This window comes from Arthrobacter sp. Hiyo1 (assembly GCF_001263615.2).
In the GTDB taxonomy this organism is placed as follows: Bacteria; Actinomycetota; Actinomycetes; order Actinomycetales; family Micrococcaceae; genus Arthrobacter.
Window position 1 is genome coordinate 174,753 of the sequence record NZ_DF952476.1, and the last position, 6,941, is coordinate 181,693.

Annotated in this window: 9 protein-coding genes, 2 pseudogenes and 1 riboswitch; of the genes and pseudogenes, 7 read left to right on the plus strand and 4 right to left on the minus strand. The window is 64.0% G+C overall.

The genetic code is table 11. The features are described 5' to 3' along the window. The 4 genes from AHiyo1_RS21235 to AHiyo1_RS21250 all read right to left on the minus strand — a co-directional run. A partial coding sequence (locus AHiyo1_RS21235) for an aldo/keto reductase (RefSeq protein ID WP_059389908.1) occupies window positions 1-764 on the minus strand: 764 nt, incomplete at its 3' end. 71 nt (window positions 765-835) lie between these two features. Then, window positions 836-1,201 (minus strand): DMT family transporter, encoded by a 366-nt coding sequence (locus tag AHiyo1_RS21240; RefSeq protein ID WP_059389909.1) that lies wholly within the window; start codon window positions 1,199-1,201, stop codon window positions 836-838. A 2-nt stretch (window positions 1,202-1,203) separates the two neighbouring features. Further along, entirely contained in the window at window positions 1,204-1,518 is a 315-nt protein-coding gene (locus AHiyo1_RS21245) for a DMT family transporter (protein ID WP_059389910.1), read from the minus strand. Window positions 1,519-1,527: 9 nt separating this feature from the next. Further along, a riboswitch (guanidine-III (ykkC-III) riboswitch) is annotated at window positions 1,528-1,593 on the minus strand. Between the two features lie 76 nt (window positions 1,594-1,669). Next, window positions 1,670-2,320 carry a HutD/Ves family protein gene (locus AHiyo1_RS21250; RefSeq protein ID WP_059389911.1) on the minus strand — a complete coding sequence of 217 codons (651 nt, stop codon included), beginning with the start codon at window positions 2,318-2,320 and terminating at the stop codon, window positions 1,670-1,672. 133 nt (window positions 2,321-2,453) lie between these two features. Between AHiyo1_RS21250 and AHiyo1_RS21255 the strand changes: the two are divergent. From AHiyo1_RS21255 to AHiyo1_RS21285, 7 genes and pseudogenes are all read left to right on the plus strand, one after another. Then, window positions 2,454-3,051: pseudogene (locus AHiyo1_RS21255) on the plus strand (phosphoribosylanthranilate isomerase). Window positions 3,052-3,245: 194 nt separating this feature from the next. Continuing rightward, window positions 3,246-3,596 (plus strand): ArsR/SmtB family transcription factor, encoded by a 351-nt coding sequence (locus tag AHiyo1_RS21260; RefSeq protein WP_059389912.1) that lies wholly within the window; start codon window positions 3,246-3,248, stop codon window positions 3,594-3,596. Continuing rightward, the gene (locus AHiyo1_RS21265; protein ID WP_059389913.1) at window positions 3,593-4,054 is read left to right on the plus strand and encodes an SRPBCC family protein; all 462 of its coding nucleotides are present in this window, start codon (window positions 3,593-3,595) and stop codon (window positions 4,052-4,054) included. The genes AHiyo1_RS21260 and AHiyo1_RS21265 overlap by 4 nt, the downstream gene beginning before the upstream one ends. Before the next feature lie 351 nt (window positions 4,055-4,405). Beyond that, window positions 4,406-4,669 (plus strand): hypothetical protein, encoded by a 264-nt coding sequence (locus AHiyo1_RS27500; protein ID WP_253257525.1) that lies wholly within the window; start codon window positions 4,406-4,408, stop codon window positions 4,667-4,669. Between the two features lie 65 nt (window positions 4,670-4,734). Beyond that, a complete protein-coding gene (locus tag AHiyo1_RS21275; RefSeq protein ID WP_059389915.1) occupies window positions 4,735-5,811 on the plus strand; it encodes an ATP-dependent DNA ligase in 1,077 nt (358 codons plus the stop codon). A gap of 64 nt (window positions 5,812-5,875) precedes the next feature. Next, a complete protein-coding gene (locus AHiyo1_RS21280; protein WP_059389916.1) occupies window positions 5,876-6,277 on the plus strand; it encodes a YccF domain-containing protein in 402 nt (133 codons plus the stop codon). Window positions 6,278-6,386: 109 nt separating this feature from the next. Next, window positions 6,387-6,941 (plus strand): annotated as a pseudogene (locus AHiyo1_RS21285) (thiamine pyrophosphate-binding protein); the annotation flags it as partial.

The following is a 6,941-nucleotide window of genomic DNA, read 5'->3' on the forward strand; positions in this document are numbered from 1 at the left end:
TCGGCGGCCACGGCCCGCACTGCGGCAACAACTGCCTGGTTGGCGTCGAGTGCGCCGTCCGCAAAACGGGGGATGCGGTGCCGGAAATCGTTCTCGCCGAGTTGCTCGGCGCTGACGGTGCCGGTGAGGAATCCCCGGCCAAGCGGCGAATAGGGTACGAAGCCCACACCCAGCTCTGCCGCGGTCGGGACGACGTTGCGCTCAACGTCGCGGCTCCAGATGGACCACTCGCTCTGCACGGCCGCGATCGGGTGCACGGCGTTGGCTTCCCTCAGCTCCTCGGCTGTCACTTCCGACAGGCCAAGGTGCCGGACTTTGCCAGCCCGGACAAGCTCTGCCATGGCCTCCACGGTTTCCACAATCGGAACGCGGAGGTCGCGGCGGTGCATGTAGTAGAGGTCGATGACGTCGGTGCCCAGGCGGCGGAGGCTCGCTTCCGCCGCCTGGGCCACGTACGCGGTATCTCCCCGGACATCGGTGTAGCCCTCGCGCGGGTTGCCCACGATGCCGAACTTGGTGGCCAACTGAACCTCGTCGCGTCGGTCCCTCAGCAGCTTCGCGATCAGTTCTTCGTTGTCGCCCGCGCCGTAAATATCGGCGGTGTCAATGAAGCTGATGCCTGCATCCACGGCGTGATGCAGCGTCTTGAGGGATGCGGCGGGATCCACCTCGCCGTACACGGGGGTCAATGCCATCCCGCCGAAACCGAGGGGGCTCACGGTCAGGCCGTCACCGAGTTGTACGTTCGTGGTTTCCGGGCTCATGGTAATTCTCCTTCGCCGAGTGTTTCGTCTCACCTGCTGGCAACTCCGTGGCCCGGGGGAGTATTCCGCGCTTATCGTTGGGCGGGCTCGCTCACTTCTTCACGCTTCTCCGTGGGAAGGGCCTTCAACCCGGCCGCGCAACCCACGATTCCCGCAATGAACAGCAGCTTGAGCGGGCTGGCCGGTTCGACGCCGGTGGCCATCGCCCAGCCAACGGTCAGTGCTGCCCCGATCCCGACCCAGACGGCGTACGCCGTGCCCAGGGGAATCCGTTTTACTGCGATGCCGAGTCCGATCATGCTGAGGCTTGCCGTGACGGCGAAGACCACGGTGGGGAGGGCTTCGCTGAAGCCGTCGGACAGCCCGAGAGCCGTCGCCCATACAGCTTCGAGCACGGCGGAGGCCAGCAGAATGGCCCATGCGAACTTGGCGGTCATGGCTACGCCACCACTTTCAAGCCGACCACGCACACACCGATTCCGGCGAGCAGGAGCAGCCGGGCCGCCGTCGGGCGCTCAACTTTGGTGATCATCGCGTATGCCGCCGTGAGGACGACGCCGACTCCCACCCACACCGCATACGCGGTTCCGGTGGGGATGGATTGCATCGCGAAGGCCAGGCCCGCGGTACTCGCAACCACGGTGACGAGGAAGACGGCTGAGGGCAGCGGCTTGCGGAAGCCCTTGGAGCGGTGGAGAGCTGCGGCCCAGACGGCCTCTAGAGCGCCGGACAGAATGAGGATTAACCACGACATGACAGATCCTTTGGCCAGTCTTGTCGCGTGCCGGGTACTGAACCGTCGTCCGGAGGTCCCTCTGCGGGCCTTCCTTCGAGGCTAGCAAATCCCGACGCCGGGTGGCCAGCTTTGGTGGCGAGCCTCACCAAGGGACATGTCGCCGCTGGGACTAGGAGTGCGCATGCTCCACGCGGTCGATGGAGATGACAGCGAGGAAGCCACGGCCCAGGATTTCCGGGCTGCGGGTATCGGAACCTACTACCGCGTCGTAGCGCGCGAGTTCCACAGACTGGGGCTCTGCAGGCGCGGCGGCAGCCACACCATCCGGGCCGTCCCCGGACACAGCCGATTCCGCGGGCTCCGCGCCGGGACTAACAGAAGCCTTGCCCTCCAAAAGGACTGCCAACTGACCTTGGAACACCGGGTGTGCGCGCTTCTTGGAGAGCTCGATGATGGACGTGTAGCCCTTGAATTCGCCGGCCCTGGCGATCACATTGAGGTCCCGGATGTCGCCGGTCGGGAGTGCGCTGGCCGAAGCCGCCTCGCCGGAAAACCGGAAAGGCCGGTACTTTTCCAAGGGGTGCTCTTCGCCGTCCACCGTGAGCAGCAGCAATTCGCCGTCGATCACGGTGATGACGCGCTCCATGCCGGGGAACGTCGAGAAATCGCCGGCCGATCCGACGTCGGCGATGCTGACCCGCCAGTCCCATGCTCCGTCCTGCGCCGATGCCGCTTTCGGATGACTGGCGAGTTCGCGGGTCACCCCGCCTCCGTTGCGCCACGGTTCGGGTTTGAGCTCGGCAAAGCGGATGATCTCCATGCGCTCCAGCCTAGCCCGGGCCCGCGGTTGGCCGGCTGAACGCTCGCGTAACATCGGTGCAATCTTGGTGCGGTTCAACAATCCCGGAGGCCCTTGCTAACGTCGTAGGGAGGGAAACGGTTGGAGGCGCGGCATGTTCGTCAAAGTGTGTGGTTTGAGCACGCCCGAATCCGTGCATGCCGCTGTCGAGTCGGGCGCGGACGCCGTAGGTTTCGTGCTAACGAAGAGCCCGCGTGAGGTATCGCCCGGCCGTGCCCGGGATTTACTCGCCCATGTACCGGAAGGTGTTGCCGCCGTCGGGGTCTTCCGCCACGAGACAGCCGCCGATGCCGTCGCAACCGCGCGCGAGGCCGGCCTCGAGTGGGTCCAGCTCCACGGCAGCCGCTCGCCGGAAGACGTTAAGACCGTGCACGACGCGGCATGCGGCTTATCCGGGCCGTCACCATGGGTGCCGCCCCGGACGAGTTCGAAGAGTGGGGCGAGGAACTTCTCCTGATCGACGCCGCCGTGGCCGGGGATCGGGCGAGGCATGGGACTATGCCTCGGTCCGGAACCTGGGCCTTGGTGCGCGCCACTGGTTGTTGGCCGGAGGATTGACCCCGTCCAACGTCGGAGCCGCGGCGCTCGAAGCCGAGGCCTGGGGCGTCGACGTGTCCAGCGGCGTGGAGTCCTCCCGCGGAGTCAAGGACCTCGACCTCGTGCGCGCCTTCGTCCAAGCCGCCAAAGCCTGACGTCCCCCCCCGACGCGCGCTCACCTTTAACGCCCTTTCGCCAAACGCTCGCTCAGATGATGTGAGCGGGCGTCTGCGGTTTTGCCCCCAAAAGTGAGCGAGCGCCGCAAGAAGCCCTTGACAGCCGCCGTCCGTCGTCGCATATTTAACACATCGGCTAATTAACCGAGGTGTTAAATATAAAGGCGCAAGAAATGTCCACAGACCGGCTCAGTCTCATCTTCTCGGCACTTGCCGACCCCACACGAAGGGCCATTTTGGCCCGGCTTTCGGAGGGTGACGCCACCGTGAACGAGCTTGCCGAACCGTTCGACATCAGCCTTCCCGCCGTCTCCCGGCATCTCAAAGTCCTGGAAAAAGCAGGGCTGATCAGCCGGAGCCGGAGTGCGCAGTGGAGGTCTTCCAAGCTTGAAGTGGAACCACTGCGCGAAGCCACCGAGTGGATGGACAAATACAGGCGCTTCTGGGACGCCAGTTTCACCCGCCTCGACGCCCACCTACGCAAGATTCAGCACGATTCAGAGGATCCAGGAGTCAAACCATGAACACCGAACAGCACATCCTTACCATGACCCGCGATTTCGATGCGCCACGCGAGCTCGTCTTCGACGCCTTTGTGGACCCCGAGCAGCTCGCCGCATGGTTCGGGCCTGTCGGAGTGGATTCGCCGCGCGAGCGGATCGTCGTCGACCCTCGTGTGGGCGGAGCCTGGCAGCTCGTCATGACCTGGGACGAGAACGGGGTCGCCAAGGAATCACCCATCGACGCGGTCATCACCGCATACGACCCGCCCGCCCTGCTGGTCGCCACCCAGAAAGCAGAGCCCGACGCCGGAATCACACTCCTGCTGGAAATGCGCCTTGAGTTCGAGGTACTGGATGGCGGCCGCACCCGGCTTCATCTCACCCAGGGCCCGTTCGACTCGGACGAATGGGTGGACATGACCCGCGAGGGATGGGGCACCTCGTTCACCAAACTGGACACGTTGCTGGTGCGGGAATAGGGAAGCGGTCCAAAAGGGGGCCGAAGTCAACTTGGAAGGTCGGTGCCCATCCGGGCTACACTCCACGGCGGGGACAGAATGCCATTGCTCTGGAGACCGAACGGTTCCGGAGACCGACGATCAAGCAGAATGCGACCTTTGAAAATTTCTTCCAAACTTCTTAACGGCCCTATCCGATACCTGACAGTCGCCCTCTTCGCCGCCCTGGCGCTGTCCGGATGCTCCACACCAGGAGGGGGATCCGCAGCGGCGGGCACGCCGTCGTCCTCTTCCACGGCCGACCCGGCATCCGCAAGTGCAAGCCCGACTCCATCATCGGGGCCATTCGGGGGCTTCGCGTCGGCGGCCGAAATGTGCTCCACCATCTCCAAAGAAGCTACGGGAGCGTCGTTGTTGCCAATGTCGGCGGCGCAAGGCAAGACCGCCGAGCTGGAGCAATACAAGGCCGAGCTCGCCGCAACGGCGGATCGTGTCCCGGACGCGCTCAAGGCTGATTTCACCAACCTCAAGGACACTGCGATTGCCGGCTTGAAAGACCAGACCGTCTACTCAAGCGGCAAGTTCGAAAAGGCGATGGCTCCCGTTACCACTTGGCTGAGCGCCAACTGCAAGTAGCGGTTTTATCCACTTAAGCGAATAAACAGCTAGCGCAGTCCCGTTGCCGCGGCAAGAATGGCTTCATGCAGCTGCCAGTCATGCCTCCTGTCGCACCCATGCTTGCCAAGGCGGTTGGTGCCGTCCCGGATGGCGCCATGAGCTACGAACCCAAATGGGATGGTTTCCGCTCCATCGTTTTTCGTGACGGTGACGACGTCGAAATCGGTAGTCGCAACGAGAAGCCGATGAACCGGTACTTCCCGGAGCTCATCGAGGCGTTGAAGGCAAACCTGCCGGAACGCTGCGTCCTCGACGGCGAGATCATCCTGGTCGGCAAGTCCGGTGACCGCTTGGACTTTGAAGCCCTCCAGCAACGCATCCATCCGGCAGCCAGCAGGGTCAAGCTGTTGTCCGAGCAGACGCCGGCGAAATTCGTGGCCTTCGACCTGCTCGCCCTTGGCGATGAGGACTTCACGGGACGGCCCTTCGCCGAACGGCGGGCAGCGCTTGAACAAGCGCTCGCAGACGCCGCCGCTCCCATCCACCTCACTGCGGCAACCCGGGACAAGGGAACTGCGGAGCAGTGGTTCAACCAGTTCGAGGGCGCAGGCCTGGACGGCCTGCTCGCCAAGCCGCTGGATGGTACCTACCAACCGGACAAGCGCGTGATGTTCAAGGTCAAACACCAGCGGACCGCCGACTGCGTCGTGGCCGGCTACCGGGTTCATAAGACGGGTGACGATCTTATTGGTTCGCTATTGTTGGGGCTTTATGACGACGGCGGCAGGCTTTCCAACGTGGGCGTGGTGGGATCCTTCTCGATGCGGCGGCGCAAGGAACTGTTCGACGAACTCCAACCCCTCGTGACCGGGTTCGAGGGGCATCCCTGGGCATGGGCCGAGCAGGAGGAAGGCAGCCGGACACCCCGCAACGCCGAAGGGAGCCGCTGGAGCGCAGGAAAGGACCTGTCGTTCACGCCCCTGCGGCCAGAACTCGTGGTGGAAGTGGCTTACGACCATATGGAAGGGGAACGGTTCAGGCACACAACGCAGTTCGTGCGGTGGCGGCCGGACAGGGATCCGGAGTCGTGCACCTATGAGCAGCTTGAGGAACCCGTGAAGTTCGATTTGTCAGCGGTCCTGGACACCGGGAAACCATAAATCAGGGGGATTTCAGGGCGAACCCTTAGGCCCAGGCCGCATCCAGCAAGGGACAATGGGAGATATGAAAACGCTGCTCAACATCATCTGGCTCGTCTTCGGCGGTTTCGTCCTGGCCTTGGGATATTTCATGGCCGGAATCGTCTGCTGCTTGTTGATCGTCACCATCCCGTGGGGCATCGCGTCGTTCCGGATTGCCTCGTACACGCTGTGGCCGTTTGGCCGCATGGTGGTGGACAAGCCCGGGAGCGGGGGCGTCTTTACGCTCCTAGGCAATGTCATCTGGTTGCTGGTCGCGGGCATTTGGATCGCGATCGGGCACGTGGTCACGGCCTTCGCCATGGCCATCACCATCGTTGGGATCCCGCTGGCCATAGCCAACCTGAAGCTCATTCCGGTATCGCTCATGCCGCTGGGCAAGCAGATCGTGCCGAGCAACCGACCGTTCGTCAGCACCTACCGCTAGCACGGCGACGCCGGCCACCCGAACCCCGGCGTCGGGCAGCGGGCGCCATGGAGTGTTCCGGAGTAGCGTAGGCGGTGTCTGCACTGCCTCCCCTCGAAAGGAACAGTCCATGTCCGCCGCCAGGAACACTGTTGCCAAGAACATCGTCTCCACCCTCAAAGCCAACAATGTCCAACGCGTCTACGGGATCCCCGGGGATTCGCTGAACGGTTTCACGGACGCGCTGCGGGAAGAGGAGAGCATCCGTTGGGTGCACGTCCGGCACGAGGGAAGCCGCGGCGCTAGCGGCCGCCGCCGAGGCGGGCCTCACGGATGAACTCGCGGTGTGCGCCGGATCCTGCGGCCCGGGCAACCTTCACCTGATCAACGGCCTCTACGATGCCAACAAGTCCAGGGTTCCGGTGCTGGCCATCGCCGCCCACATTCCCAGCGAAGAGATCGGCAGCCAGTACTTCCAGGAGACGCATCCCCAGGAGTTGTTCCGGGAGTGCAGCGTTTATGTCGAGCACGTCGCGCATCCTTCCCAGATGCCCAGGGTCTTGGAAATCGCCATGCGGACGGCCGTCGAGAAGCGGGGCGTCGCCGTCGTCGTGATTCCCGGTGACGTGGCCCTCGCGGAGGCGCAGAGTGACCGGACCTCCGTGATCCGGGCCGCCCGGCCGGA

Excerpts from the sequence above, each read along its gene's own strand:
- AHiyo1_RS21240 (WP_059389909.1), bottom strand. The coding sequence starts at position 1,201 with ATGACCGCCAAGTTCGCATGGGCCATTCTGCTGGCCTCCGCCGTGCTC.
- AHiyo1_RS21245 (WP_059389910.1), bottom strand. The coding sequence starts at position 1,518 with ATGTCGTGGTTAATCCTCATTCTGTCCGGCGCTCTAGAGGCCGTCTGG.
- AHiyo1_RS21250 (WP_059389911.1), bottom strand. The coding sequence starts at position 2,320 with ATGGAGATCATCCGCTTTGCCGAGCTCAAACCCGAACCGTGGCGCAAC.
- AHiyo1_RS21260 (WP_059389912.1), top strand. The coding sequence starts at position 3,246 with ATGTCCACAGACCGGCTCAGTCTCATCTTCTCGGCACTTGCCGACCCC.
- AHiyo1_RS21265 (WP_059389913.1), top strand. The coding sequence starts at position 3,593 with ATGAACACCGAACAGCACATCCTTACCATGACCCGCGATTTCGATGCG.
- AHiyo1_RS27500 (WP_253257525.1), top strand. The coding sequence starts at position 4,406 with ATGTGCTCCACCATCTCCAAAGAAGCTACGGGAGCGTCGTTGTTGCCA.
- AHiyo1_RS21275 (WP_059389915.1), top strand. The coding sequence starts at position 4,735 with ATGCAGCTGCCAGTCATGCCTCCTGTCGCACCCATGCTTGCCAAGGCG.
- AHiyo1_RS21280 (WP_059389916.1), top strand. The coding sequence starts at position 5,876 with ATGAAAACGCTGCTCAACATCATCTGGCTCGTCTTCGGCGGTTTCGTC.